We start from the raw sequence: 26871 nt of genomic DNA, 5'->3' as shown, positions 1-26871 counted from the left end.
GTTTCTGTAATAGTCAAAATTTACTTGTTTCACTATTTGATTTCCAGAAGTGTTATAGAAAACAATATTTTTTAACTTTAGAGATGGAATTGTATGCCCTGCATACGGATCAAATCTTTCGAAATCAAAGGAAACGATTGTTTTCCCATTTAATAATATTGAATTTGGAAAGCTCTTTTTAGTAGCAGAATATGACGTTGTTGAACCATTACTGGATGTAGTAATGTTGCCCCAGTGAATAGTTCCGTCCCATAACAAACTTCCACTGCTTGTATTATAATTTTCATTTGTAGCTGTAATCTCTTGCTTAAAAATCGTATTATGATCAAACATTAGTAAAAAAGGCTCTTGTAAGTTCCTAATATGTCCAGGATTATTTCTGCAAAAGTTTCTATCAGTTACACTAGGTGTGGCTGTACGATACTCAATTTCTAATATATTAGAATTAGGATATTCAATCTTGAATAAATTCCATGAGGTGATAATAAAAGGATTTTCTGACTCATTTTCTGATAATAAATGATATGAAATCTCCAGGTTTTCATAATTACCCCCAAAATAATATTTTATACCCTTTTCATCTGTAATTATAATAGTTGTAGCCTTAGTCAAGCATTGATTACCGTTTATTTCGATCGGATTAAGAGGTTGTTTAGATGAAAGTCCTGAAATATCAATTTTTAGATTTTTATTATCCGAAATAATAATGGGTTTCATATCATTTCCAATGAAGAAATATCCACTATTTCCCATAAAGTTAAAGCTAAACTTATCTGGTTCAATTTCAAAGGCGTATGCTCCTGTCTTAATTCCTATTCCACCATTTCCACTAGGAAGTTGACTGTAGTTTTGGTTGTATATATCATTATTAGTTTTATTGGATGTTTTAACACCTTCCAAATATCCATATAAGCCTTGTTTTTTCGGCCAATCTGAAAAGAAGTCATCAGGTAATCCTCTTACTTCTCTACTAATTGCTCCTCCAATATCCAATGACCAATCTAATCCGACATAGTTAGATTTTTTTGCAGGAACAAATCCTGTCCCATAATATCTCAATCCAATATTATATCCACTTCCATTATAAATATCTCCATAATTAAAAAGGTTGATATCATAGGAAACACTTCCTGTATTCATACTAACAGGAATATTACCAAATTTTTCAATATTATAAGTCTGTGGAGATTTTATTGTAGGTATATTCTGACCTGAATAAAATGATATTACAAATAAACACAATATTGACAATGTTATTTTACGGTTTCTATTATATTGCATGTTCATTATTATTAGTGTTTATTTTTTAATTAATTTGGCATTCGCCGTTTTATTACTATCCGTTTTTATCGTCACCAGATAAGCTCCCTGAACTAAAGCCTGAGTATTAATTTTGGTCACTCTGTTCTTTGTTTTTATACTTTGAAGCTGTCTTCCACTCATATCATACAATAGAATATCTGCTTCTTTAAAATCAAAGCCTATTTCTACATAAGCATAATCTGATACTGGATTCGGATAGATTTTGATATCATATTTTTCAATTAACTGATCAACCTGTTTGTCTCCCAGCTTTACAATCTTCCAGTTTTCTTTACCCAATTCTTCAGCACTGGTTCCGGCCAGAACAATAGAACCGTCCCTGTTCAGCTTCAAGTCTGAAAGTCTCTCTTCCTTCTTTCTAGATTCTCCTTTTACGTGTTTTCTCCACTGCTCATTGCCATTCTGATCAAGGTATAGCATCCAGAAGGTTTCATCATCAGTTTGTATTCTTCCCTCAGCTTGAGTATAACCACCTAATAGAATTCCTTTGGAAGATTTGTCATCTGCGGAATGAATAACGCTCATTCCCATTAGGATATCTCTGTTTTTGAAATTGTAGGATTTCTGCCACTGTTCTTCACCTCTTTCATTCAAAGAAATCAACCAAAGGTCTGTGCCTTCTTCAATACCTACGGTTTTGTTTCCTGATCTCTCGGATCTGGATTCTCCACCAATGATAAATCCGTTTGAAGTTAAAGCCAATGTTCTGATATGATCATCTTCTTTCCCTCCAAAGTTCTTTTCCCATTCTATTTTTCCGTTTTTGTCTAACTTGACAATCCAGTAGTCGCCTTCACCGAAGTTGTCGCTTTGCTTTGAGGTTGCAGATAGCAGGTTATGGGTTGCAGGTCTGTCAGACGGAGTACTAGTATTGATCATTGATTGCTGATGAGTTGTTTTAACAGCTCCGCTTCTGGAATAAATTCCCAGTAAGGCTCCGCCATCTTTTGTTGGAATCATCTTTTCCACTTCGTCCAAGCCTTTTCCACCTAAAATTAATTGGGAGAGTTCTTTTCCGTCTTTATTCAATCTTGTGATCAAAACATCTTTTGAACCATATCCTTTTGAAGAATTCTGTACGTTACCAGCGACAAAGAATCCTAGATCTGTAGTTTGAATAACCGCTCTTGCTTCTTCGTCTGAAGAATTCCCCAAGGTTTTCTGCCATAGTTCATCACCAAATTCATTAATTCTGATCAGCCAGATATCTGAGCCTCCTTTTGAATCCTCTTTTTTATCCAGTCCTTTTCCTGAATAAGAGGTTCCAGCTAAAAGAAATCCACCATCCTGTGTGGTAACTGTCGCTGATAAATAATCATGATTTTGTCCTGAGAAGTATTTCTCCCAGACTTCATTTCCCTGTTGATTTAGTTTTACCAGATGGAAATCATAGCCGTTGTTTTGCTTACTTTCTGAACTCTGCTGCTTATTGCTTTGAATAGAACTTCCTGTGATAAGATATTGCTGATCGATTGTTGTAGTGACCTGGCTTAGAAAATCCTGGGTAGAGGATTTGAGATCTTTCTGCCATACCACTTCCTGGGCAGAGATACCCAATACAGTACATAAAGTAAATGCACTGAGATAGAATTTATTCATTCCCGTGTTGTTTTCTGAGTTAGTAATTAGTTTATTGAAAACTGCGCGAATTTAACACTTTTTAATATATGAAAATCACAAAGTTGCGATTTAACATAAATCTTACTATTTATTATTAAATTATTATCATAAATATCTTTATGTGTCTTATCCTCATGCAAAATTATCTATGGACAACGACAAAACTTGTCGCATTACAAACAAAAAAGGGCCAACTCAAAAAGAATTGACCCAAAACATTAACTGTTTATAGAATTATGATGTTTTATTTCCAGCCGCCACCTAAACTTTTATAGATATCGACTACTGTACTGAGCTGTTTTTGTTTTGCTTCGATAAGCTCCATTTTAGCATCCAGGGCATCTCTTTGGTTCAAAAGAACTTCAAGATAGTCTGCTCTGGAGTTACGAAACAATTGATTGGCAATATCAATAGACTGATCCAGGGCTTTGGTTTCCTGTGATTTCAATTGATAATACTGATCTATATTTTTAACCTTCGACATGAGATTGGCAACATCCAGATAAGCATTTAGAATAGTTTTATCATATTCGTACAATGCCTGAACCTGTTTTGCATCTGCTGTCTGGAAGTTCGCTTTTATTGCACTTTTGTTAATAAGCGGTCCCGCTAATTCACCTGCCAGATTATAAGCAATGGATTCAGGCAATTTAACAAGATATGAAGGTTTGAAAGCCTCCAATCCTAATGTTGCAGAAATTTCAAGAGAAGGATAAAACTCTTTTCTTGCTGCTTCTACATCCAGTTTTGAAGCTTTTAATTCCAGTTCTGCCTGCTTAATATCAGGACGGTTTGCCAGTAGCTGTGATGGAATTCCGGTATACACCGTTGGAGGAATCGTAGACATAAAGTTTTCCTTAGTTCTCACAATCGGCTGTGGATATCTTCCTAACAGCGCATTGATTCCGTTTTCCTTCTCAGTAATTTGCTGACGGATTGTATATTCTGCAGCCTTAGATTTCGCCAATTCTGCTTCAAATTTCTTTACAGCCAGCTCCGTTGCAGCCGCAGCTTCTTTCTGAATTTTAGAAATTTCCAACGCTCTTTGCTGAAGCTTGATATACTGCTGTATAATGTCTAATTGATTATCAAGTGCCAGCAATTCATAATAATTATCCGCCACTTCTTCAATAAGATTAGACAAAACAAAATTTTTGCCTTCTACTGTAGAAAGATAATGGGCTACCGCAGATTCTTTTTCGGTTCTGAGTTTTTTCCAGATATCAATTTCCCAGCTTGCATTTAATCCAGCTTCAAAATTTCCAAGTGGATCCGGCATTTCTTTTCCAGGTTCTATTTCTGTAGTGGCATCACCTGCTCCTTCACTGGTATAACGGCCTGCTTTTTTCAGTCCGGCTCCTATTCCTGCTGAAACTGTAGGAGTCAATCTTCCTTTTTTAGCTAAAACACCACTTTTAGCAATTTCAATTTCCTGAAGGGTGATTAATAGTTCCTGATTATTTTTTAAAGCTGTTTCAATCAGGGTTACCAGGTTTGGATCTGTAAAGAACTGTCTCCATGGGGTTGTTCCACTATTGTTGTTAGCATCCTGCTGTTCTTCCTGATTAAAGTTCTGAGGAATATTTTCTTTTACCTCGTCTTTTATAACAGTCGCCATGGGCGCCTTACAGCTTGCGAGTACAAGCGATAAGGCAATGGCTGTGAATATATTTTTAGTCTTCGAATTTTCCATCATGTTCATAAGGTTCAGTTTGTTCTGTTAAAGGATTCTCTTCTTCATATTTTGCCAGTCTGGACTTGTCTGCAATGGTTCCGAAGATGTAATATAATCCTGGGATAATCATCAATCCGAAAATAGTTCCGATCAACATCCCTCCTGCTGCTGCAGTACCAATCGTTCTGTTACCAATCGCTCCCGGTCCTGTTGCAACTACAAGAGGAATCAATCCAGCAACGAATGCAAATGATGTCATTAGAATCGGACGGAAACGAATGGCCGCTCCTTCAATAGCTGCTTTTGCTACAGGAATTCCTTCTTCTGCTTTCTTCTGTACCGCAAACTCGACAATTAACACCGCATTTTTACCTAAAAGTCCGATAAGCATGACCATGGCCACCTGTGCATAAATGTTATTCTCCAATCCTAAAAGTTTTAAGCATAAAAATGCTCCAAAAATACCTACCGGAAGGGATAAAATCACCGGAAGCGGAAGGATGAAGCTTTCATATTGTGCTGAAAGGATCAGATAAACGAATCCTAAACATACCAGGAAGATAAATACGGCTTCATTTCCACGGCTTACTTCATCTTTTGAAATACCCGCCCAGTCGATACCAAAACCTCTCGGAAGTGTTTTATCTGCCACTTCCTGAATAGCTTTAATCGCCTGTCCGCTACTATATCCAGGTGCAGGAGTTCCACTCACCTCTGCGGAGTTATACATATTATGTCTTGTAATCTCAGACAGTCCATATACTTTTTCCAATCTCATAAAGTCTGAGTAAGGAACCATCTGATCTTTATCATTTTTAACATACAACTTCAACAGATCCGTTGGTAGGGCACGGTATTGAGGACCCGCTTGAACAATTACCTTATACGGTCTGTCAAAACGGATGAAACTCGTCTCGTAGTTGGACCCAATCAATGTTGATAAGTTATCCATTGCTTTTTCAATGGTTACTCCCTTTTGTTCGGCAAGATCATTATCAATCTTAAGCATATATTGTGGGAAACTCGCAGAATAGAATGTAAATGCAGATCCAAGTTCCGGCCGCTTCTTGAGCTCCTTTACAAAGTCATTACTTACCTGCTCCATTTTATGATAATCTCCACTTCCTGCTTTATCCAGCAAACGAAGTTCAAAACCTCCGGCAGCTCCATATCCGGGAACGGAAGGCGGCTGGAAGAATTCTATATTGGCACCCGGAATATTTTTGGCTTTTTCTTCCAGTTTTTCTATAATCTCCGTGGCAGATTCTTTACGTTCTTCCCAGCTTTTAAGGTTGATCAGACAGGTTCCAGAGTTGGATCCGGTACCTTCTGTCAAAATCTCATATCCTGCCAGGGATGAAACAGACTGCACGCCGTCAATATCTTCAGATTCCCTCAAAAGTTCTTTAGCAATCTGGTTGGTTCTTTCTAATGTAGATCCCGGAGGAGTCTGAATAATAGCATAGATCATTCCCTGATCTTCTGCTGGAATAAATCCTGTAGGCAAAGAGTTACTCAGGAAGAATGTACAGGCACAGAATGCTAACAGTAACGGCAATGTTATTGTTTTCTTCGTCACTGTTTTATTCAGCATCTTCTCATATTTCCCAGCTCCTTTTGTAAAGATATTATTGAATTTATCTAGGAAAATGGTAATCGGAGTTTTCTTTTTAGCCTTTCCGTGGTTATTTTTTAGGATCAACGCACACAATGCCGGTGTTAAAGTAAGTGCTACAACCCCAGACAAGATAATGGATGAAGCCATTGTAATAGAAAACTGACGGTAAAATACCCCCACCGGACCGGACATAAATGCAATCGGAATAAATACGGATGCCATTACCAATGTAATTGCGATAATTGCTCCACTGATCTCATGCATCGCCTCTTCTGTCGCTTTCAATGGAGAGAGATGTTTTTCTTCCATCTTGGCGTGAACGGCTTCAATTACAACAATCGCGTCATCTACTACAACCCCGATCGCCATTACCAAGGCAAATAGGGAAATCATATTCAGGGTAATCCCAAAGGCTGACATCACAGCAAATGTTCCTACCAATGAAACCGGAACAGCTAAAGCAGGAATCAAGGTTGAGCGCCAGTCACCAAGGAATAAGAATACTACAATAGCAACTAAAATAAAGGCTTCAAACAAAGTATGGATTACTTTTTCCATGGATGCATCCAGGAATCTGGAAACGTCATAACTGATGTCATAATGCATTCCTTTAGGGAAGTTATTTTTTTCAAGATCCTTCATCAATGCTTTTACGTTTTTGATAACGTCACTTGCATTGGATCCGTAGGATTGTTTTACCGTAATTGCTGCAGAAGGTTTTCCATTCAATGTGGAATAAATATCATACATGGAACTTCCAAATTCTATATCTGCAACATCTTTCAGTCTTACAGATTCTCCATCCGGTTTTGCTTTTAAGATAATGTTTCCATAATCTTTTTCGTTATTGAAACGACCCGAATATTTTAATATATATTCAAATGACTGAGAGCGTTTACCGGAACTTTCTCCCGTTTTACCCGGAGATGCTTCCAAACTCTGCTCATTCAGAGATTCCATTACTTCATCAGCTGAAATATTATAAGCTGTTAGCCTATCAGGTTTAAGCCAGATACGCATTGCATATTCACGGGTTCCCAGGATATCGGCAAAACCAACACCACTTACCCTTCTCAATTCAGACATTACGTTGATATCTGCATAGTTGAAAAGGAATTTCTGGTCAGCTTTAGGATCATCACTGTACAAGTTAATATACATCAACATGTTAGGTTCTTCACGCGTGATCTTCACCCCTTCACGTACTACGAGAGGCGGCAATTTGTTCACTACTGAGGATACACGGTTCTGAACGTTTACTGCAGCTACATTGGGATCTGTCCCCAAATCAAATACAATCTGAATGGAAGCCTCCCCGTCATTTCCGGCATCCGAGGTCATATATTTCATACCAGGAACACCATTTAACCCTCTTTCTAAAGGAATAACTACGGATTTAATCAACAATTCGTTGTTAGCTCCGGGGTATTCTGCGGTAATATTTACTTTAGGCGGAGAAATGGACGGGAACTGAGTCACAGGAAGTTTTACCAATGACAAAATCCCTAAAAATACAATAATCAATGAGATTACTATAGACAGAACTGGTCTGCGAATGAATTTCTTAAACATACTACTTCATTTTAGAGGCCACTACTCTGCTTTTAATTTCAACGATTGAAGAACTTTCTTAGGATCCTGGAATTTGGTTTTCACCTTTTGATCATCCTTCACTTTCTGAACTCCTTCCAAAAGAATCTGATCTCCTTTTGATAGTCCTGAACCTATGATATAAAGATCAGGAAGTTCATAAGCCACTTTAATGTTTCGGGATTTTGCCACTCCGTTTTTGTCAATGACAAATACATATTTCTGATCCTGAATTTCATAGGTCGCTTTCTGAGGAATAATCAAACCGTTATGAACAGGCATTGTCATCTGTATCTTTCCGGTTTCTCCGTTTCTTAAAAGCTTATCAGGATTAGGAAATTTCGCACGGAAAGCAATGTTTCCTGTTTCATGATCAAATTCGCCTTCAATAGTTTGAATTTCACCTTTCTGCGAGTAGGTTTCTCCGTTTGCAGTGATCAGAGATACCTGATTACTGCCTCTGTCTGCTATATGTGTCTGATAACTTAAATACTCAGGTTCAGAAACATTGAAATATGTATAGATACTTGTATTGTCTGACAATGAAGTCAACAAATCACCTTCATCTATAAGACTTCCAAGTTTCAAAGGAATTCTGTTGATAATACCTGAGAATGGTGCTTTGATATCCGTAAATGAAAGATGGATCTGAGCCAGTTTCATTTCGGCGTTGGCAGCATCCAGCTTGGCTTTTGCCATTGCTTTTTCATTTTTAGAAACAATATTGTTTCCTGCTAATGTACTTGCGTTTTTAAGTTCAATAGAAGCCTGTTCTACCTCTGCTTTTGCTTTTAATAATTCTGCCTGGTAAAGTTTAGGCATGATTCGGAACAATGTCTGTCCTGCCTGCACATACTGTCCTTCATCTACAAAGATTTTTTCCAGGAAACCTTTTTCCTGAGCTCTTACTTCAATGTTTTTTACGGATTGAATCTGGGCTACGTATTCTTTATTGATTACAGTATCCATTACCACTGGCGATGTCACCGGATATACGGCAACTTCTTCTTTTTCTTCTTTTTTCTTATTACAGCCAACTGCCAACAAAAGGGCACTCAGTGCAATTCCCGAAGCAACTCTCTTTATCATAATTCTAGAGTTTATATAAATCGTTAATGTTTTGATAGAAATAAAAAACGGTAATATAAGGGGGACGATGTGATGATTACCAACATACACAACGCAAAGTATTTCTACCCGAAATCAGGCAGAAAAGGAATAGATTGAGAAAATTTTAAATTCTAATAGAACGAATAAGAATAAATCTTTTGGCGGCACAACCAAAAACAAAACCATCAATGTTTGGTTTTAGTCTTTTATTGCTCTTTAATCCAAAAATATAGACCAGGCTGAAAACTCCTGCGAAAACAACAATAGCCTGCCATACATCAGAAAACTGGAAATCATTCTCAGCAAGTTCTAAAGTGGAATTATCTACGGTATCGGCCATTTGCTGAACAGAAAGTTTTTCAAAAGTCTGATTCAGACGGTTGGCTCTTTTTGGCATATGATGAGAAACATGACCGGAATAGTCATTTCGAAGCATTTTAACGTTGAGTCTGCTTTCTACCACAAAGAGCAGAAAAAGACCGGTTAAAAAGTATACTATAAAGTTTCTCATTTTGAAGTGGCAAATGTACACCCAGATTATGATATTATCATCATGGATTAACAAAATTTAACTATCCTTTAAATTACCTGAATTTAAAAATATGATAAATATTAAATATTTTCTTTATTCAAGGGCAATTCTAGCAATTCTGACATCTCATCTGTGCAAGTTTCAATTTTCAAAAATCAAGCCATTTGTTTTGAATTAAGGAAATTTTAATTTTTAAGTTGTTCCTTTTTTGAACATTTTAATGACCTGGAACTCTATTTTTGAAATTTTTCGTGATCAAACCTAAACTTTGTCATGATTTCCGATTATTAATATTAACTTATTGTTACTCTCTTCTTTTTGAATTATTTTTGCCGAAAATTTACACAACAAATGAAAAATGAAAAAAAATTACACTATACTATTGAAAACAAGTCCGTTAAAATTCCTGAATTAACAACGATTATCCACAATCTTCTACAATAACTATTGCTTTCTGTTTTGTGAATAATGTTTCAAAAAACAGTGAGTTAAAATTGAATAAATTTAAAATTACTATTACTTTATGTAAAATTAACATATATTTATTAAAAATATTTGTAAATTTATATAGTATTAATATCACAATTCATGAAACACTTTAAAATCACTTATCACTATGAAAAATTTATTAACACCAATCCTTCTCGGATTGACCATTCTTTCCCTAACAGCGTGTAAACATCCCGGAAAAGAAGCTGAAACCATTACCGCTGCTGCACCCGAAAATACAGACGACATTTTCAAAGATGTGTATGTTGACAGCTATGGAGAAAAGATAGAAGTAACGATCAACAACACTAAAAATACCGCAACAATACATTTAAACGGTAAAACTTTTGACCTTAAAAAAAGTGATGCTTTACCTGAATATACAGCCTCCAATGAAGAGTATCAATATTCTGATATTAAGGGAAATATAACTTTCCTTAAAAAGAATGTAGACATGGTACTGTTCCATCTTAAACAGACAAAAAAAGAGTCTGGTCCGACAAAAATGGCATCGTATTAGCATAAGGACTAGCATTCATTTAAAAAAATAAGCATTATGAAAAGTTTATATTATTACTTATCGGCACTTGTTATTGCAACATTCCTTGTTGTTTCATGTAAAACACAAACCGCACAAAAAACGACTACTGATATTACCGGGAAAACCTGGAAACTTACAGAGCTTAACGGAAAACCGATTGATCTTAAAAACCCTAAAAACAATCCTCATTTCAAACTTAATATGGATGGAATGAGATATGAAGGTCATGCCGGATGTAACGGATTTGGAGGAACTTTCGAGATTAAACCTGAAATCATGAGAATAAAGTTCAATCAGGGAATGTCTACGATGATGGCTTGTGAAGATCTGGATATTGAAAACCAGTTTACAAAAGCAGTCCTTGCAGCAGATAACTATTCTGTAAATGGAAATACACTTACTTTAAACAAGGCAAGAATGGCTCCTTTAGCTAAATTTGTTCTTCAGTAATTGTATTTTTTATCATAAAAAATATAAAGACACCTTGTTGATAAGGTGTCTTTTTCATTTATATAATCTACTCTTTTTTGTTATATAGTATATAGCAGATCAGAAGGCTTATATTCACCAGAACAGCAAATGAATTTGATAAAATAATAGGCAGCTCATCTTTTGCAAAACCATACCATACCCATAGCGACAGTCCTGAGATAAGGACCAACAGCATAAGCAAGGAAATATCTTCTACATTCTTTTCTCTGATCACTTTTACAAGCTGAGGGATCATTGAAACGGAAGTAAGAAAACCGGCAATGACACCTAATACATTTATGTCCATAAGCTTTGCAGTTTTAAATATCTACACTAAGATATGCTATTGAAATCTGTTTGATGAAACTTCTTCATGCAATGGAATATCCTCTTCAATAAAACGAAACAAATCCCTTGAAAAATAGCATCCATTCAGAATACCACGGGCACCCATTCCGTTAAAAACATATAAATTATTCAATGTTTCATGCCTTCCGATGATTGGTCTTCTGTCTTTTACAGTAGGACGGAAGCCAAAATGTACTTCTTCCACTTCAAAGTCATAAGGATAAAACTCAGAAAGACCATTGACCAATTGAGTAACTGCTGAATCATCGATGTGATGATGAAGCTGATCTCTGTCATAAGTTCCACCATAAAAATAAAGTCCGTTTCCTGTTGGAAATAAGAAATGCTTCTTTTTAATGGTGATGTTTTCCGGAATCGGTTGAGACAGTTTCACTTTTATATGATGCCCTTTATTGGGAATCACTGCTATTTCTGAAAAGTATGGATTATCTTTCACTCCCATTCCTTCGCAAAAAATAATATTTTTGAAAGAAATATCTTTATAAACGGATTCAGAAGGGTTCAATTGGGTATAATCGAATCTTTCTTTTACCAACTGAGCATTTTTTTCAAAATAACTGAATAAACCACTGAAAAATCCATTAACATTGAGTCTGGCAGACTGATTCACCTTTCCAGTCTTAAATTCGTTTTTTACCTCATTTAAACGATCAAAATTTTTATCAAGAAAAGCCGATAATTCTTCATTTCCTGATTTTTTTAACCAAAGGTTCTGTTCATTCTCATCATGAAAAATTCTATGAATGGGCGCATTGATCAGATAATTTTCTCCGGTATAAGATTCTATTTCTTTCAGACTGTCTTTAAGAAAGTCTATTTGCTCCTGTGCTTTCCAGAATGTGGTAAACTTTTTAAGAACAACAGGATTGATAATTCCTGCTGAAATCTGTGAAGCACTTTTCCTTCCTTCAGAAAAGATCACAAAGGACTTGTTATTTTTAATTAGCTGGTGAGCCAGGAAGAGTCCTGCATAGCCGTCTCCTACAATAATATAATCTACATTTTTCATATGAGAAATTTCATTTGTTTAAAGGTCATATGTAATCGCCTATTTCATTGATTATTGATCGGCAATAAACAAAGGACGATTTCATAATAAAAAAAACCTGAGTAAAAATACTCAGGTTTTCTATAAATATCAAGTGAAATCTAGTAATTCCACATATCATTTTCCATGTCAAGAATCTGTGACTTGATTCTATCACTTTCTTCAAGCTGTTCATCAGCGTTTTTAGGAATATAGTCCTTAATAGTACCATCTCCTAAGCCGCTTGAAGACTTGTAGATAATAGAAGAGAATCTTCTTGCATTGATAACATCATCAAAAGATAAGTCAGCAGAAGAATTTTTTCTATTGAAAACATAATTGTTTGCTAAAATATCACGAGCACTTGGATAATAGATCCAGAATAGGTCGATCAATTCATCAGCACCAGCTAAAGGCTGACCGTCAGGACCAATTCTTCCAACAGATGTAGGATCTGGTCCCATAGCTGCGATACCTAGAGGTCTGTATTTCATTTGACCATCTCTCTTATCGATAAACCACATACCCATCACCTTAAGAACTTTTACTTTATCAGTTGTAGTTCTGATGATATCTGTTAATCTTTTTTTCTCGTCCTCTGTAAGTGTTCTTCCAGAGTTAAGAATATCAATAGCTTCTTCGTCAAGTCTTATACTTTCCAATCTTTTCTGAATTGCTTCAGGTGAAAGTCTTGTCACAAAGTTTTCGTCATCATAAACTTCCTTAATGTCACCTTTAAGAGCTCCATCAAGTAATAATTGATACAAAGATCTTGTAGAGCTTGAAAGAAGACCATCCGGATTGTCATAATAGAATGGCTGGTTGATCTTATCATTCATATCAATGATTTCCCAAACAAACATACTTTTGTAAATATCTTTGTCATCAACGAAACCATATTCAAGAGGCTTTACTTTATTGCTGATAACAGTATCCCCTGCTTTTCTCATTGACTCAGATCTCATTTGTCTGAATTCTTCGGGAGAAGCAGCATTCAGAATAGTTTGGGAAAACGCGAATCCCGAAACTAAAACTAAAAGGGTGCTAATATATTTTTTCATAATATGATTTTACAAATTAACCTTATTGTACATTAATAATTACAGGTGAAATTTCCTTAAGTCTTTGGTTACCCAATCCTGTAGCCGTAGCCTGAATATCATAAATCTGAACTACATCACCAGGTCTAAGGTTTCTAAGCATACCTTCTGCTCCTGATAGTGAACTACCTTGAATCAGAGTACCTGCTTTTCCTGGAAGCTTGATAATGAAGCTATTTACAGTAAACGAAACAGGGAAGTCAAAGTCAGGTAAAGTAGCTGCTACAATCTGGTTAGGTATAGAACCTGCCGGCATAAAGTTTACAGCCTTACCTCTGATCTGACCCTGAGGTCTAGGAATATTCTTAATTCTGTATTCAAATACCTGAGAAACTGTTTTACCGTATGGATCTGTTCCTGATAATGTTAACTTCACTACATTTCCTGTAGTAGGAGTTACATCCCATTTACCTGGTCCTTTACCTTTTACAGTAGCTCCTGCAGCAGATAATGAAAGTTTAGAATTGTCAGCACCTAAGATTGATCCTGAAACAGGGTTCTCAAGTCCTCTATACATTACATTCATTTTATCAGCAGAAAGCAATAATCCTTTTTCAAGTTTTACTTCTCTAGGTCCTGCTATTACATTATAAGTATGTGTCCAAGGGAAACTTTGTGGTTTACCTGTAGCATCTGTCAATGTAATTGTACCTCCTAATTTATGTTCACCAATTCCAGAACCTGAAATTTGCGTAATCCCTTTACCATTTTCAACTCTGCTTACACCAGAGATGCTGATTTTATTACTGTTAGAATAAGTTCCTAACATTACTTTTACTTCAGCCTGTTTTCCTGCCTGGATATCAACCGGACCAGAAACAATAGGTTCATAGCTTGAGAATTTAATATTCGCATCTACTTTTTCCTGAAGTAATAGTGCCAATGCATCAGACTGAACGTTTCTGGCATCATTTTGGATAATCTCCAAGTTAGATATTGCAGCAATTAGCGGCTGATGATAAAATTTATTTTGGAACCAAGTCTTTTCATTTGGAGATGTTCCTTTAGGATACTCCGCAATAAGAGACTTGTTAGCTCTTGCCACTAAATCCTGTAACTGGCCATTGCTTCCAAAAGTAGTATTGATGTAGTTTCTTACATCATCAATTTTAGCTTTCAGATCTAATGCATTCTTTGATGGAGTATTTTCATCTCCTTCTTTGAAGAAATATTCAGTAGTTGCTTCGTTGTTGTTAAGTGCAGCAAAGTTTTCACTTACGTCAATATCTTTTCCGTCTTTATCTTTATCATGAAACTCAGATTGTTTTTTCAACAGATCTTTGATATCCTGAGAAGATTTCACCAACGCATCAATTTTGGTTTTCAATACTTTGTACTGAGCCCAAGGCTGTGCGTAAGTATCCGGAACTTGCTGAGCCTTAGCCTCTAGTGTTCTTTCAAATATCTTCTCATTCTTTTTTTCTGTTAAAGTTCTGGTTTCATTCAATGCTCTGGTAGAGTCATAGTATGATCTGATGATTTCTGCATCAATATTTAGGGCCATCATCGCGATGAACACCAAATACATCAGGTTGATCATCTTCTGACGAGGGGTCTGTTTTCCTTGTGCCATTCTCTTTTCTTTGTTTTTTTAATTAAGTAGTTAAATTTAGAAATGGTTAGGAATTAAGACTTCATAGCGGTTAACATACCACCATAAACTCTATTTAAATTATTAAGATTAGAAGTTAAACCTTGTAGCTCCTGATTGAATTTTTCAGATTGTTCTGCAGATTTCTGCATATCTGCTACATATTTGTTAGCAAATTCTGATTGTTTTTTACCGCTTTCCAATTGCATTGCATAAAGAGCATTCATGCTTTCCATATGCTGAGCAGCTTTATTTAATTGGTCATTATATTTATGAGTAGAAGCAGATACGTCAACCGTTTGATTGATCTGATCAACAGAGTTTGAAAATTTATCAATTCCTGTTCTTAATCTTTCAAATAATTGAACATCTAATCTAGCGTCCTCAAGCATTTTGTCCAATTTGGTAGAAAGAGAGTTTTCTAATTCAGCAAATTGAGCTGCAGCATTGTTATTTCTAGAAGATACATTTGAATGTAATGGATTTGGGTTAGCATGCTTATCTAATAATTCAGGATAAACATTTTCCCAAGCATAAGACTCTTCAGATTTTGGAGGGTCAAATGCAAAAATAATAAAGATAATTGCCTCAGTAATAAGTCCCACCGTAAGAGCGATGTTACCGTTAATTGGCCCCAAGGTAATGTGAGTAATTTTAAGCCAAGCTCCAAGAATTACAATTGCAGCACCGAATGAATAAAAGAAATTCATCCAAGCATCTTTAGTCTTAAACATATTGAGTTAGTTTTTTTAATGTTAAATAAAATTGTTATTGAAAAATTGTCTGATTAATTTCTGTTAATTTTTCTTGGCTTAACAGCTGCTTCAGGAATATCCTGTACAGTTCTGAATCCGATATAGCTTCTTGCGGAATCTTTTCTTTCCCAATCTCTAGCACCTGTCATTAGTGCATATCCTATATCTTTCCAAGATCCACCTCTTACAGATTTCTTCGTATCCTTTTTATCTTTAGTAGAAGGATTTAATGTAGAAGTGAATCCAGCTGAAGAGTTGTTAAACGAAGATAATGTCCATTCAGAAACGTTTCCAGCCATATCAAATAACCCAAACCCATTTTTCTTAAATTTCTTAACTGGAGCTGTATATGTATAAGTACCTTTTTTCTCATCTTCCATGTAGTTACCTCTCTTCGGTTTGAAGTTAGCAAGGTAACAACCTCTGTCATCCATTAAATATGGCCCCCCCCAAGGATAAGTAGCATTCTGCATTCCTCCTCTGGCAGCATATTCCCATTCTGTCTCTGTTGGAAGACGGAACTCTAATGGTCTTTGTTTTTTTCTTTTTAAACTTTCGTTGTAATCAGATTTCAATTTAGATCTGAAGTTACAATAAGCCCTTGCCTGATCCCAGGTTACCCCTACTACAGGATAGTCTTTGTAAGCCTTGTGCCAGAAATACTGTTCAAACAATGGCTCATTGTAAGCAAAGTGGAAATCTTTTACCCAAACTGTAGTATCAGGATAGATCGCGATACTTTCACTTTTCAGGTAATTAGCTCCTCTTTCGTTATCTGCAACAGCAGCGTCCATATCTCCCCAACGGTAAGTATACTTAAGCTTGCTTACATCTAATATTCTTTCGTTTCCTATTCTTGAAGAAGAAGGTAGATACAGAGATTCTAGAACTTCTGCGTATTCTACATCCGGATATTTTGTTGTGCTCCAGTGTAAAGGAATTTTCCAATCTAACCTTTTGCTGGCATCATAACTTCCGTCTTCTCGGCCACCCTGGCCTTCCATATATTCTTGATAAGGTGTTAAATTTTCTTCTTTTTTAGCAAGATATGCGTAATCTCCTATTGCTGCTCCTTTACGTCCGCCTTCATCACCACCTTCTCCGGCAGCTTCAGCAAGTAAAGTTCTCGCAATAGAGTCTCTTACATAGTTGATAAATACTCTGTACTCCGAGTTGGTAGTTTCTGCTTCATCCATGAAGAAAGAAGAAACAGTAACGGTCTTCAATGCTGCTTTTTCAGGTGTATTTGTTGGATCCTGGTCTGCTAAACCAGCAACAAATGAACCTGCAGGAATTGCGACCATTCCGTATGGTCTTTCCGCAACAAATGATTTAGTTTTTTCTCTTGGTATCAATTCTCCTTTTGTTCCTGGCTTCCCTACAGAAGAGCTGCCACCACCTGAACAAGATACCGATGCTACCGACGCAGACAATAATAAAAGAAATATCCTTTTCATGTTAATTTTTATAATTAAGCCGTAAATATATAATTTTTTTAAGAAACTTTTAAGATTTTTTTTGAAATAACGGAAGAAATCTAAATTTATTTTATTTACAACAACTTTTTATTCCACGGTAACAGATTTTGCAAGGTTTCTCGGTTGATCTACGTTTGCCCCTCTATATACTGCAATATAATAAGCAAGCAGTTGCAGAGGTACGGAAGCAACAATAGGTGAGAAACATTCTGAAGTTTCAGGGATTTCAATAACATAATCTGCCATTTCACTCACCTGACGGTCTCCTTTATTAACTACAGCGATAACTTTTCCTTTTCTCGCTTTAATTTCCTGAACATTACTTACAATTTTATCATAGTGCCCTTTTTTAGGTGCTATAATTACAATTGGCATATTTTCATCGATCAGGGCAATTGGACCGTGCTTCATTTCTGCAGCCGGGTATCCTTCTGCATGGATGTAAGAAATTTCTTTTAATTTTAATGCTCCCTCAAGGGCAGCCGGATAATTGTATCCCCTACCTAAATAAAGGAAGTTTGTAGCTTTCACAAAATCTTTTGCAATATCTTGAGTCAGCTCATGGGTCGTATTCAACACTTCTTCAATTTTCTTAGGCAGAGCATCAAGTTCAGCAATTAAGCTCATAAATTCAGCGTTTCCTAAGTTTCCGTTGTGTTTTCCTAATTTAAATGCAATTAAAGTAAGAATAGTAAGCTGCGCTGTAAATGCTTTTGTAGAAGCAACCCCAATTTCAGGACCCGCATGTGTATATGAACCTGCATCTGTAATTCTTGCAATTGAAGAATCTACTACATTACATATACCATATATAAATGCACCTTTTTCTTTGGCTAATTTTAAAGCAGCCATCGTATCAGCTGTTTCTCCAGACTGAGAAATTGCAATCACTACATCTTTATCAGTAATAATTGGGTTTCTGTATCTGAATTCTGATGCATATTCTACTTCAACAGGAATTCTTGCATATTCTTCTATAAGATATTCTCCAATAAGACCTGCATGCCATGAAGTACCACAAGCAATGATGATAATTCTGTTGGCATTTTTGAATTTTTCTACATGATCCCATATCCCAGCCATTTTGATCACTCCTTCATCTAAAAGAAGTCTACCTCTCATGGTATCGTGTACAGATTTAGGCTGTTCAAAGATTTCTTTAAGCATGAAATGCTCATATCCACCTTTCTCGATCTGCTCCAGACTCATTTTAAGCTCCTGAATTTCTGGCTCAATTTTAGAATTTTCATTGATGGTTCTGATATCCACTCCATTTTCAAGAGAGATTGTTGCCATATGTCCTTCTTCAAGGTAAATAGCTTCTTTCGTGAATTCTACAAAAGGAGAAGCGTCAGATGCAATAAAATATTCTTTATCTCCGATTCCTATTGCCAGAGGAGAACCTAATCTTCCCACTACCAATACGCCTGGATAATCTTCATGAAGTACAGTGATTGCATAAGCGCCATATACTTCATTTAATGCATATCTTACTGCTGTTGGAAAATCTGTTTCAGGATTAATATCCATAAAATACTGGAAAAGGTTTACCAATACTTCCGTATCAGTTTCTGATTTGAAAGTAAATCCTTTTTCAGTAAGCATTGTTTTAATGGTATCATAATTTTCTATAATACCATTATGTACAACTGCTATTTTTCCGTTGTTTGACAGATGCGGATGGGAGTTTCTGTCGCTTGGAACTCCGTGGGTTGCCCAACGGGTGTGTCCCATTCCAATCTTATATTTCCCTTTTAATTCTTTCGAAATATTCACCAAATCCTCAACCTTACCTTTTGTTTTTTCTACTTCAAGCTTATTGTTCGAACCTTCTAAAACAATTCCGGCACTGTCATACCCCCTATATTCTAATCTTCTAAGACCATTGATTACAATTTCGTAAGCGTCTTGAAAACCTGTATATCCTACTATTCCGCACATATTATATTTTGTCTAGTGTATTTTGTATTTATTGTATTCTATTTTTTCGTACCATAAGTCACCATCAGCTGGATTCTTTTTGGATTGGTATTCATTTTATCTATACCTGTAAGAATAATTCTGTTCATATCAAATGCTCTTGTTGTATTACGAACTCCTAAAAGGGTTCCTGTAGCATTCGCAGCAAATGTTCCAGCAGTAACCAATAACGGTTTATTAACTATCGGCTGATCTACACCACCAACTGTTTCCTTTTTATCTTCTACCAGATCTTTAACTGTTTTTGTTACTACAATATCATAGTAATCTTTATCCTTATTATAATTATATAAACCAAGTCCTGTTGACAAGTCTGAGGTATAAGCTAATTTTGAGAAATCAATAGTACCATTACTATTTAATGTATTGGTTAGAATTGAAAATTTACGATCTTCTGTTGAGTTGGTATTCTTCCAGCTTAAAGGATCTACATATACTCTTATCTTAGCACTTAAAATACCTGCTTTCTTCTCAGTATAGATCTGCTTAAGTTTCGCAATTGTCTCATCCTGAATTTTCATTACTACAGAAGGACCACCCATTCCTTGAATATAAAGTTTTTCATCCCCTATAGTAGAATTGCTTGCTGCTACTGCATTGGCAGCAGGAGTTCCGGCTGTGTTATATTCATACAATCCGATATGAGCACTAGCACCTCCTAAGTTGAAAAGAAGATTTGTTTGTGGTCTTGTAGTTGTCCCATTCTCAGTTTTATCATATTTATAATACATGATAAGCTGCAGGTCATTAGGTGAGAACTGATAAAGATACTTATCCGTTTCATCCACAGAAATTTTTATTCCTTTGAAATATCTGATAAAGTTAGAAGCATCCTGAAGTTCAGGTTTTCCTTTTTTATCAAGGATATGAGTTTGGAAAAAGTCTGTATTGCTTAGTTTTAATCTGAATCCAAGATTACCTGTAAATACAACTGAATTATCAGATTTTTTGGTAATAGATAAAGAACTTATGTTACCGTTAAATACTCCTGATCCTAACAATTCGCCAGTGCTTACATTCTTATTGGAACGTTTGAAAGTATCATCATTTGAATCTAAGAACGTAGTAACTTCATGTACATTGATTTTCATTGATTTTGAAACTCCTCCACCTATTTTACCGTATTTACGAACAGGGTAAGTTTTCTTCTCAATTGAAACAGCGGTTGCCACTCCATCTACTAGGAAATCACTTTTCTCAGATGTATTTACCTTTAATGAATCTCCTTCAAAGAAATAGGTATTTGAAACGGTATTCGCTGGTGGTCTCACCACAAGAACAACGGAGTCTACTTTTGGATTAGCACCATTAAAGTCATAATTATCTACCGGCATTCTTAGCTGAGTAACGTAAGATGCTCTCTGCATACCAAACTGGTTTTCGGTAAAAGCACCAAGAACACCAACAGTGGAAACTGCCCCATTTTCACTCAATCCGCTGATCAATCTGGCAGCATCACTTCTGATTGAATCGTGGTTGTCGTAATTATATGCGATAACGGGATATGAAATTTCATTACCTTGTGCTGCATCATCATTGAACAACTGTTCACCAAGAGAATCTGGATCCGGTTCACAGTTATAAAGGATTGTACTTCCGAAAATCGCCAATAAAAGTATGGCGAAGGTCCTTTTAAGATTATGAGTCATTAAAAATGTGTTTTTAATAAAGTTGATTTATAGAATCTATGTCAAGATATTCCGACTTCGCGGCTGCTGTTTCGTTGAAAGCCTTATCAAGGTCTTCATCCAGAAACTCGTCACCTTTCACAACAGCATCTACATAGTTCATACTTTCGATAACAAAACTTTTAATTGTTGGGTTATCTAACGCTTTTAATCCTGAAATATTATCAAACTGTAGTTTTTCGTTGATCTTTTTATCCAGGTCAGCATCTTTCTCATTGTACAGAGAAAGTACGATTTTTGCGTCTTTGAAATAAGTATCTGATTCGTAGTAAGTTTTAAGATAAATTGGAACAAAAGAAGCCATCCATCCATTCAAATGAATAACATCTGGCACCCAGTTTAGCTTCTTAATGGTTTCAATAACTCCTCTGGCAAAGAAAATAGCTCTTTCATCATTGTCTTCGAAAGGGTTTCCTTCATCGTCGAAATAATATTGTTTTCTTTTGAAGTATTCTTCGTTGTCAATAAAGTAAACCTGAAGTCTTTCCCCCGGAAGAGACGCTACTTTAATGATCAGAGGCTGGTCCAGGTCATTGATAATAATATTCATCCCTGAAAGACGGATCACCTCATGAAGCTGGAATTTCCTCTCACTTATTTGTCCAAATCTTGGCATAAAAACTCTTACATCATTGCCTTCTTGGTGCATCTTAAGTGCCATTTTGTTTACCACTGCAGCCATATTTGTATCTTCCTGATATGGATACATCTCTGTAGTAATGTACAGTATTTTTTGATTCGGCATAAACTTTCTATCTAATTTTTGTAAAAATGCTTTAATGTGCAAAATTACAAAAAAACATCCAACATTATTTTAATTAACATTTTTTTACGAAAATTCCCTTTTCCAAATTATTAAAAGTGCATATTATTGTGCGATATTTTTAGTATTTTTGAAATAGCATTAAAATAAACTATGGAAGTTATAAAAAATAGGAAAGTCCTTCAGGATTTCATTGAAAGACAGAAAGAAATGGGGAAAAGAATTGGCTTTGCACCTACGATGGGCGCATTGCACAAGGGACATCTTTCTCTGTATGAAGAGGCAAGAAAAGAAAATGACCTTGTTATTTCTTCAATTTTTGTAAATCCAACCCAGTTCAACAATCCTGAAGATCTTGAAAAATACCCAAGAGATATTAACAGAGATGTTCTTATTCTTCAAACATCAGGTCTTATAGATGCTGTTTATATCCCTGAGGTAGCAGATATCTACCCTGAGAAAACTGAAAGCCAGCGTTATGATTTTGATGGATTGGAAAATGAAATGGAAGGAAAATCAAGACCGGGACATTTTGACGGCATAGGAACTGTTGTAGAAGAGCTTTTCAGACAGATACAACCTGACAATGCTTATTTTGGCGAAAAGGACTTCCAGCAGCTTGCTATTATTAAAAAGATGGTGGATAAAAAACACCTTCCCGTTAAGATATCTGGAGTTCCTATCTACAGAGCAGAAAACGGATTAGCGTTGAGTTCAAGAAACCAGAGACTGCATGAAGACCGAAAAGAAGCTTCTAAAATCATTTATGAAACTTTAAAAAAAGTAAACGACTGGTTCAGAACAGTTACAATACCTGAAATAAAAGAAAGGGTAACAGATATTTTTGACAATCAGCAGGGAATGAAGCTTGAATATTTCCTGATTGCCGACGAAAACACATTACAGGAAACCGATTTTTTCTATAAAGACAGAAATTTCAGAGCCTTTATCGTTGTAGTGGTAGACGGAGTAAGATTAATTGACAATATGCATTTAGATTAATACTATAAGAACGCATATATTTTTATAAGATATAAACTCTGATGGTAACGTCAGAGTTTTTTTGATCTATTATAATAACACCCAATCAGCCCAGGAGAGAAGAAAATAACAAACCCATCTCAAATACTGGAGGAATAATTCAATATAGATGTTTTTTGACATTTAGCTCTGAAAAATAGCACAGCTATTAAACATATGCTTGATCAGAATCGATTGAATACAAAAAATCAAAGGCCTCCTGAAGGAAGCCTTTGAAACACCAAATCACAAAATATTAATATGAAAAAAATTTACTTTTCAGTAAACTTGTGACCCGGCTGGGATTCGAACCCAGGACCCATACATTAAAAGTGTATTGCTCTACCAGCTGAGCTACCGAGTCGGCCACAATTAAAATGAAATAAATTTCAATATTAATTATAAATTTTTCTTTGCAGTGCCTGCGACTGGACTCGAACCAGCACATCCTTAGGAAACCACCCCCTCAAGATGGCGTGTCTACCAATTTCACCACGCAGGCAATAAAATTACAAATTCAGTAATTTTTATTGCTTGTGACCCGGCTGGGATTCGAACCCAGGACCCATACATTAAAAGTGTATTGCTCTACCAGCTGAGCTACCGAGTCGGTCACTTACTCATCAAGTTTTCATTTAAGTAATGTCCCTTGTTTTAAGTGGTGCAAAGATATGACTTTTTTCTTTATCTCAAAACTTTTTCGCAAATTTGTTTAAAAAAAATTCATGGTAATTTCATTGATCGGATACATGGGAAGTGGCAAATCTCACATTTCCAAAATATTAAGCGAAAAAATCGATTTTAAATTGATTGATCTCGATAAAGAGATTTCCAGAAGAAATAAATTAACCATCCCGGAAATTTTTGAAAAGAAGGGTGAAATTTACTTTAGAAAGCTGGAAAGAGAGGCCCTGGAAGAGATATTGGCCTCAGAAGAAAACTTAGTTTTAAGCCTTGGTGGAGGAACTCCTGTTTATTACAATAATATGGAAATCATCAATCATAGTTCTAAAAGCGTTTTTTTAAGAAGTTCTGTGGGAACATTGGTTGAAAGACTGTCAAAACAGAAAGAAAAAAGGCCGTTGATTGCCAATATATCTGATGAAGACCTCCCGGAATTCATCGCTAAACATTTATTTGAAAGAAATCAGTTTTACAGTAAAGCACAATTTACTGTAGGTACAGATTCCAGAGAACCGGAAGACATTGTCAACGAAATAATAGAAAAGCTCTATCTCTAGAGCTTTTTTATTTTAATCTTCATCTTCTGTTTCACCACCTGTTTCCCCAAAGAAATCATCCCAGTCTGTAAAGTCTGAAGCGATATCATTTCCTACATAGTCATCCATATCTCTTCTGTCTTTTTTGGTAGGCCTTCCCTCTCCTTTGTTTCTGTAATAATCCTGTGATGCTTTACGAAGTATCAGTAATTCGTATTGCTCTTTATCAGTAACATCCTGGATATGGAGTGAGACCAGTTTGGCTCCTATTCTACTTTTAGGAATCTGAATCACTTTTATTTTATAATCAATCTGATTCTTACGGATTTTAATAACATCTCCTTCTTTTACCTCTTTAGATGACTTTACGGCAGACGTTCCTATAGAAACTCTATTCTTTTTAATCTCCTCTGCTGCAACACTTCTCGTCTTATAAAAACGAATGCTCCATAAAAATTTATCTATTCTCATAATTTTTTATACTTTTGCCGTTATATTATTTGTAAAGTAATTAAAGTTTTTTGAAATGAAAAAAATATTTTTATATATCCTTGCGGGATCTTTGTGCTTTTCTGCTTGTAAAAAAGATGACACAATAGATAGTTATGTAGAGCCAGAAGATGTAACAACACAAAACACCTATGACGATCAAGCCATTAAGAAGTTCATGGATGAGAACTATCTCGATGCACAGGGAAATATAAAGGCATTCAGTTCTACGGATACTGCGGATGATAACGAAAAAAAATTATCTGAGTTGAGTCCTGTAACACTTCCTTCGGGAACTATCTATATCATAAGAAACGGAGCTCAGCCTTCGCCAACTGATGCAAAAGATATTGGCAGCACTGATATTCTTAAAGTAATGATGAAAGCGACTACTTATCTGGCAATCAATACGGATGGAAAATCTTTATTTACTGCTGCTACAGACTTTATGAATACAATCAACGGAACTGGAATTCCTGCAGTTGATCCTAAATTCTATTATATTTCTGATGTAAAAGACAAGGAGGATCCATTGATCAAAAATGCGACCACTGATGCAGCAAAAAAGCCAAGCTATTATATGATTGAAGGTTTCAGTGAAGCTTTGCAAAAATTTAAAGCATTTAACGACTTCCCAAGTGAAACACCATATAACCTACAGGGAGTAATTATTGTTCCTTCAAGAGCTGCTTTTGCAAGAGATCCTTATTTCCCATACAATTACCCAGGTTATGGCCAGGTGATTTCGTTGAGAAACAAAACTTTCGTTTTCAACTTCCAGGTGTATAGCAGAGCTACAAGACCATAAGTCATAGCGTAAAGTTTAAATAAAATAATAAATAAACCCCACAATGCTCATTGTGGGGTTTATTTATATCATACGGTTATCAAAATTAATATTTTGCCTTCTGCTTCACATTCCCTAAGATATCCGGGAAATAAAGGTCTGCAAGGTGGTCAAATTCATCTCCTCTCATAAACATGGTAGCATCTACTTCTTCATAAGAACTTCTTCCTGCTGCTGCAATCAATTCATTGCAGGTATGAAGTGTATTTTTATGGAAATGGTATACTCTTTCTGCCTTATCAGTCACTTCAAGTCCTTTGATAAGCATTTTATCCTGTGTAGCGACTCCTGTAGGACAGTTGTTTGTATTACATCTCAACGCCTGGATACACCCTAAAGAGAACATAAATCCTCTGGCATTATTACACATATCAGCTCCCATTGCAACAGCTCTCAGGATATCAAGACTGGTAAGAACTTTACCACTGGCAATTACTCTTAGTTTATTTCTTAAATTATAATTATTAAGCGTTCTGTTTACGAATATCAAAGCCGGTTCTAATGGCATCCCTACTCCATCTGAGAATTCAGGTGGTGCCGCTCCTGTTCCTCCTTCAGCTCCGTCTATAGTAATAAAGTCTGGATAAATCTTCAGTACATTCATTTGCACACAAACATCCTCGAATTCTTTGGTATCACCTATACAAAGTTTAAACCCAACAGGCTTTCCTCCTGAAAGTTCTCTCAGCTGCTGTACAAACCTCAGCAATCCGGCAGCATCTGAAAATGATGTGTGTGATGGTGGTGAAATAACGGTCATCCCTGGTGTTACGTGACGAATCGCTGCAATTTCCGGAGTGTTTTTCACACCTGGAAGTACGCCTCCATGTCCCGGTTTTGCTCCCTGCGATAGTTTAATCTCAACCATTTTCACATTAGGAAGTGTAGCATATTTTTCAAAAAGCTCTGGATTGAATTTTCCCTCTTCGTCACGGCATCCGAAGTATCCTGTTCCGATCTGCCAGCATAAATCACCTCCTTCCATATGATGGGGTGAAATTCCTCCTTCTCCTGTATTATGGTAAAAATTTCCTTTTTTAGCCCCTCTGTTCAGGGAAATCTGAGCTCTGTCGCTCAATGCCCCGAAACTCATGGCAGAGATATTAAATAAAGAAGCATGGTAAGGCTGGGTGCATTGTTCTCCTCCTACCCATACTCTCGGAAGTTCTTCTGATGGTGATTTTGCATAAATAGAATGCTTGATCCCTTCATATTTTCTGTGATTTACTTCCAGCTGTGTACCAAAAGCTACGGTATCACTTAAATTTTTTGCACGTCTGTATACTGCAGAACGCTGATTTCTTGGAAACGGTTTCCCGTCTGTCTCCCTCTCAATAAAGTATTGCTGCATTTCGGGTGAGATACTCTCGAAAAAATACCTGAAGTATCCCAATACAGGAAAGTTCCTCAAAATAGCATGTTTCGATTGATAAGCATTGTACACACCTAATGCATAGATTGCGGATAACAGTGTTGGTATCCAGTAATGCGTTCTGATCAGCAGTGCTATAATCCATGTAGCAACTACTAATACAATTCCCCAAGATAAAAACTTATCTCTCATGAATGTAGTAT

The 26871-nt window shown here is 35.9% G+C and carries 21 protein-coding genes, 3 tRNA genes and 1 pseudogene; 5 read left to right on the top strand and 20 right to left on the bottom strand.

Annotated features, from left to right (window positions below):
• From GFU89_RS19555 to GFU89_RS19530, 6 genes and pseudogenes are all read right to left on the bottom strand, one after another.
• Positions 1–1287: pseudogene (locus GFU89_RS19555) on the bottom strand (hypothetical protein); the annotation flags it as partial.
• A 12-nt stretch (positions 1288–1299) separates the two neighbouring features.
• The gene (locus GFU89_RS19550; RefSeq protein ID WP_318848716.1) at positions 1300–2922 is read right to left on the bottom strand and encodes a T9SS type A sorting domain-containing protein; all 1623 of its coding nucleotides are present in this window, start codon (positions 2920–2922) and stop codon (positions 1300–1302) included.
• A 265-nt stretch (positions 2923–3187) separates the two neighbouring features.
• Positions 3188–4645 carry an efflux transporter outer membrane subunit gene (locus GFU89_RS19545; RefSeq protein ID WP_318848715.1) on the bottom strand — a complete coding sequence of 486 codons (1458 nt, stop codon included), beginning with the start codon at positions 4643–4645 and terminating at the stop codon, positions 3188–3190.
• Complete coding sequence (locus GFU89_RS19540) at positions 4617–7808, bottom strand: efflux RND transporter permease subunit (RefSeq protein WP_318848714.1); 3192 nt, start codon at positions 7806–7808, stop codon at positions 4617–4619. The genes GFU89_RS19545 and GFU89_RS19540 overlap by 29 nt, the downstream gene beginning before the upstream one ends.
• Positions 7809–7829: 21 nt before the next feature.
• Positions 7830–8912 (bottom strand): efflux RND transporter periplasmic adaptor subunit, encoded by a 1083-nt coding sequence (locus GFU89_RS19535; RefSeq protein ID WP_413228614.1) that lies wholly within the window; start codon positions 8910–8912, stop codon positions 7830–7832.
• A gap of 148 nt (positions 8913–9060) precedes the next feature.
• Positions 9061–9447, bottom strand: a complete 387-nt coding sequence (locus GFU89_RS19530; protein WP_318848712.1) for a hypothetical protein — start codon at positions 9445–9447, stop codon at positions 9061–9063.
• 637 nt (positions 9448–10084) lie between these two features.
• Between GFU89_RS19530 and GFU89_RS19525 the strand changes: the two genes are divergently transcribed.
• A complete protein-coding gene (locus tag GFU89_RS19525; protein WP_318848711.1) occupies positions 10085–10477 on the top strand; it encodes a multicopper oxidase domain-containing protein in 393 nt (130 codons plus the stop codon).
• A 36-nt stretch (positions 10478–10513) separates the two neighbouring features.
• Positions 10514–10948 carry an META domain-containing protein gene (locus GFU89_RS19520; RefSeq protein ID WP_318848710.1) on the top strand — a complete coding sequence of 145 codons (435 nt, stop codon included), beginning with the start codon at positions 10514–10516 and terminating at the stop codon, positions 10946–10948.
• Positions 10949–11015: 67 nt separating this feature from the next.
• On the opposite strand, the gene GFU89_RS19515 is transcribed toward GFU89_RS19520, so the two are convergent.
• The 9 genes from GFU89_RS19515 to GFU89_RS19475 all read right to left on the bottom strand — a co-directional run bounded on the left by GFU89_RS19515 (position 11016) and on the right by GFU89_RS19475 (position 21702).
• A complete protein-coding gene (locus GFU89_RS19515) occupies positions 11016–11276 on the bottom strand; it encodes a SemiSWEET transporter (RefSeq protein WP_318848709.1) in 261 nt (86 codons plus the stop codon).
• Between the two features lie 36 nt (positions 11277–11312).
• A complete protein-coding gene (locus GFU89_RS19510; protein ID WP_318848708.1) occupies positions 11313–12347 on the bottom strand; it encodes an FAD-dependent oxidoreductase in 1035 nt (344 codons plus the stop codon).
• Between the two features lie 140 nt (positions 12348–12487).
• Positions 12488–13426 carry a gliding motility protein GldN gene (gene gldN, locus GFU89_RS19505; protein ID WP_318848707.1) on the bottom strand — a complete coding sequence of 313 codons (939 nt, stop codon included), beginning with the start codon at positions 13424–13426 and terminating at the stop codon, positions 12488–12490.
• A 22-nt stretch (positions 13427–13448) separates the two neighbouring features.
• A complete protein-coding gene (locus tag GFU89_RS19500; RefSeq protein ID WP_318848706.1) occupies positions 13449–15038 on the bottom strand; it encodes a GldM family protein in 1590 nt (529 codons plus the stop codon).
• 53 nt (positions 15039–15091) lie between these two features.
• On the bottom strand, positions 15092–15790 hold the full coding sequence (gene gldL / locus GFU89_RS19495) for a gliding motility protein GldL (RefSeq protein ID WP_047377858.1): 699 nt from the start codon (positions 15788–15790) through the stop codon (positions 15092–15094).
• Between the two features lie 53 nt (positions 15791–15843).
• Positions 15844–17268 (bottom strand): gliding motility lipoprotein GldK, encoded by a 1425-nt coding sequence (gene gldK, locus GFU89_RS19490; protein ID WP_318848705.1) that lies wholly within the window; start codon positions 17266–17268, stop codon positions 15844–15846.
• Between the two features lie 108 nt (positions 17269–17376).
• Positions 17377–19230 carry a glutamine--fructose-6-phosphate transaminase (isomerizing) gene (glmS, locus tag GFU89_RS19485; protein WP_318848704.1) on the bottom strand — a complete coding sequence of 618 codons (1854 nt, stop codon included), beginning with the start codon at positions 19228–19230 and terminating at the stop codon, positions 17377–17379.
• Positions 19231–19268: 38 nt separating this feature from the next.
• Entirely contained in the window at positions 19269–20918 is a 1650-nt protein-coding gene (locus GFU89_RS19480) for a DUF4270 family protein (RefSeq protein WP_318848703.1), read from the bottom strand.
• Positions 20919–20931: 13 nt separating this feature from the next.
• A complete protein-coding gene (locus GFU89_RS19475) occupies positions 20932–21702 on the bottom strand; it encodes a glycogen/starch synthase (protein ID WP_318848702.1) in 771 nt (256 codons plus the stop codon).
• 171 nt (positions 21703–21873) lie between these two features.
• Here GFU89_RS19475 and panC point away from each other — a divergent pair, with 171 nt between their 5' ends.
• Positions 21874–22722, top strand: coding sequence for a pantoate--beta-alanine ligase (gene panC / locus GFU89_RS19470; RefSeq protein ID WP_318848701.1), 849 nt, complete (start codon positions 21874–21876; stop codon positions 22720–22722).
• A gap of 309 nt (positions 22723–23031) precedes the next feature.
• On the opposite strand, the gene GFU89_RS19465 is transcribed toward panC, so the two are convergent.
• From GFU89_RS19465 to GFU89_RS19455, 3 genes are all read right to left on the bottom strand, one after another.
• Positions 23032–23104: transfer RNA gene (locus tag GFU89_RS19465), tRNA-Lys, on the bottom strand.
• A gap of 55 nt (positions 23105–23159) precedes the next feature.
• Positions 23160–23242: transfer RNA gene (locus tag GFU89_RS19460), tRNA-Leu, on the bottom strand.
• A 35-nt stretch (positions 23243–23277) separates the two neighbouring features.
• A tRNA-Lys gene (locus GFU89_RS19455) sits at positions 23278–23350 on the bottom strand.
• A 115-nt stretch (positions 23351–23465) separates the two neighbouring features.
• Between GFU89_RS19455 and GFU89_RS19450 the strand changes: the two genes are divergently transcribed.
• Positions 23466–23981, top strand: coding sequence for a shikimate kinase (locus GFU89_RS19450; RefSeq protein ID WP_318848700.1), 516 nt, complete (start codon positions 23466–23468; stop codon positions 23979–23981).
• 12 nt (positions 23982–23993) lie between these two features.
• On the opposite strand, the gene GFU89_RS19445 is transcribed toward GFU89_RS19450, so the two are convergent.
• A complete protein-coding gene (locus tag GFU89_RS19445; protein ID WP_318848699.1) occupies positions 23994–24431 on the bottom strand; it encodes an RNA-binding S4 domain-containing protein in 438 nt (145 codons plus the stop codon).
• 55 nt (positions 24432–24486) lie between these two features.
• Between GFU89_RS19445 and GFU89_RS19440 the strand changes: the two genes are divergently transcribed.
• Entirely contained in the window at positions 24487–25257 is a 771-nt protein-coding gene (locus GFU89_RS19440) for a hypothetical protein (RefSeq protein WP_318848698.1), read from the top strand.
• 85 nt (positions 25258–25342) lie between these two features.
• On the opposite strand, the gene GFU89_RS19435 is transcribed toward GFU89_RS19440, so the two are convergent.
• Positions 25343–26860, bottom strand: a complete 1518-nt coding sequence (locus GFU89_RS19435) for an FMN-binding glutamate synthase family protein (protein ID WP_318848697.1) — start codon at positions 26858–26860, stop codon at positions 25343–25345.
• Positions 26861–26871 lie beyond the last annotated feature (11 nt).

This window comes from Chryseobacterium sp. JV558 (assembly GCF_033712365.1).
GTDB lineage: Bacteria > Bacteroidota > Bacteroidia > Flavobacteriales > Weeksellaceae > Chryseobacterium.
The sequence above is the reverse complement of the archived record's forward strand: the minus strand, read 5'-3'. Positions and strand labels throughout refer to the sequence as shown.

Coding starts and splice junctions, on each gene's coding strand:
- GFU89_RS19550 (WP_318848716.1), bottom strand. CDS start 2,922: ATGAATAAATTCTATCTCAGTGCATTTACTTTATGTACTGTATTGGGT.
- GFU89_RS19545 (WP_318848715.1), bottom strand. CDS start 4,645: ATGAACATGATGGAAAATTCGAAGACTAAAAATATATTCACAGCCATT.
- GFU89_RS19540 (WP_318848714.1), bottom strand. CDS start 7,808: ATGTTTAAGAAATTCATTCGCAGACCAGTTCTGTCTATAGTAATCTCA.
- GFU89_RS19530 (WP_318848712.1), bottom strand. CDS start 9,447: ATGAGAAACTTTATAGTATACTTTTTAACCGGTCTTTTTCTGCTCTTT.
- GFU89_RS19525 (WP_318848711.1), top strand. CDS start 10,085: ATGAAAAATTTATTAACACCAATCCTTCTCGGATTGACCATTCTTTCC.
- GFU89_RS19520 (WP_318848710.1), top strand. CDS start 10,514: ATGAAAAGTTTATATTATTACTTATCGGCACTTGTTATTGCAACATTC.
- GFU89_RS19515 (WP_318848709.1), bottom strand. CDS start 11,276: ATGGACATAAATGTATTAGGTGTCATTGCCGGTTTTCTTACTTCCGTT.
- GFU89_RS19510 (WP_318848708.1), bottom strand. CDS start 12,347: ATGAAAAATGTAGATTATATTATTGTAGGAGACGGCTATGCAGGACTC.
- gldN (WP_318848707.1), bottom strand. CDS start 13,426: ATGAAAAAATATATTAGCACCCTTTTAGTTTTAGTTTCGGGATTCGCG.
- GFU89_RS19500 (WP_318848706.1), bottom strand. CDS start 15,038: ATGGCACAAGGAAAACAGACCCCTCGTCAGAAGATGATCAACCTGATG.
- gldL (WP_047377858.1), bottom strand. CDS start 15,790: ATGTTTAAGACTAAAGATGCTTGGATGAATTTCTTTTATTCATTCGGT.
- gldK (WP_318848705.1), bottom strand. CDS start 17,268: ATGAAAAGGATATTTCTTTTATTATTGTCTGCGTCGGTAGCATCGGTA.
- glmS (WP_318848704.1), bottom strand. CDS start 19,230: ATGTGCGGAATAGTAGGATATACAGGTTTTCAAGACGCTTACGAAATT.
- GFU89_RS19480 (WP_318848703.1), bottom strand. CDS start 20,918: ATGACTCATAATCTTAAAAGGACCTTCGCCATACTTTTATTGGCGATT.
- GFU89_RS19475 (WP_318848702.1), bottom strand. CDS start 21,702: ATGCCGAATCAAAAAATACTGTACATTACTACAGAGATGTATCCATAT.
- panC (WP_318848701.1), top strand. CDS start 21,874: ATGGAAGTTATAAAAAATAGGAAAGTCCTTCAGGATTTCATTGAAAGA.
- GFU89_RS19450 (WP_318848700.1), top strand. CDS start 23,466: ATGGTAATTTCATTGATCGGATACATGGGAAGTGGCAAATCTCACATT.
- GFU89_RS19445 (WP_318848699.1), bottom strand. CDS start 24,431: ATGAGAATAGATAAATTTTTATGGAGCATTCGTTTTTATAAGACGAGA.
- GFU89_RS19440 (WP_318848698.1), top strand. CDS start 24,487: ATGAAAAAAATATTTTTATATATCCTTGCGGGATCTTTGTGCTTTTCT.
- GFU89_RS19435 (WP_318848697.1), bottom strand. CDS start 26,860: ATGAGAGATAAGTTTTTATCTTGGGGAATTGTATTAGTAGTTGCTACA.